This window comes from Mycobacterium sp. E3198 (genome assembly GCF_001667015.1).
Classification (GTDB): Bacteria; Actinomycetota; Actinomycetes; order Mycobacteriales; family Mycobacteriaceae; genus Mycobacterium.
In genome coordinates this window covers 1-622 of sequence record NZ_LZIS01000074.1, presented here as the reverse complement: position 1 = coordinate 622, position 622 = coordinate 1, and the positions used below count along the sequence as shown (strand labels likewise).

General features: G+C 73.5%; 1 protein-coding gene. It reads right to left on the bottom strand.

All coding sequences use genetic code 11. The features are described 5' to 3' along the window. Positions 1 to 130: 130 nt before the first annotated feature. Positions 131 to 622 (bottom strand): DUF2561 family protein (locus A5673_RS08645; RefSeq protein ID WP_068229918.1); only part of this gene is annotated, 492 nt, incomplete at its 5' end.

Genomic DNA, 622 nt, shown 5'->3' with positions numbered 1-622 from the left:
AAACGGATATCCACTCGGCACGGCAACCTCCCAAATCACGGATGTTGCACTGACCGTATGAATCCACGCGGCGTGTCGTCGCAGAGTCTTATGTGTCGCGTCGCGGCGCGACCCGTGGGAGCCCGTGCGCCTAGCGCGCGTCCTGAAGGCCGCGTAGCTGGCGGATGTGCAGCCACTCCACCGCCGGCATCGCCGCGGTGACCACCCCGGCGACCGCGTAGACCGCCCACGACGGCCCGTCGTGGCCGACCGCCATCAGGTAGGTCGCCGTCGCGGCCGCAATCAGCGCGACGCCCATCGTGCCGGCCAGGATGACCGTGCCGCGCAACCAAACCCGGTCCACCGCGGTGCCGGACCACTGCGTCGCCGGCTCCGCCGCCTGCACCCTCGGCTGGCGCGCCCGCTCGGCCGCGGTGCGCGGCGCCGGGGCCATGAGGCGCACCGGGGGCCGGTGCGGGACGCGGGCCGCCCCCGGCCGCGTCGCCGGCTCGATCAGGCCCATCCGGCGGGCCCGCAACAGCACCGGGATCGCCCCGGCGATGATCAGCGCGGAGACGATGATGACGGCGTACAACACCCACGGGGTGTGCGAGCCGCCGGCCGTTTTGTGGAAGCCCCGGCC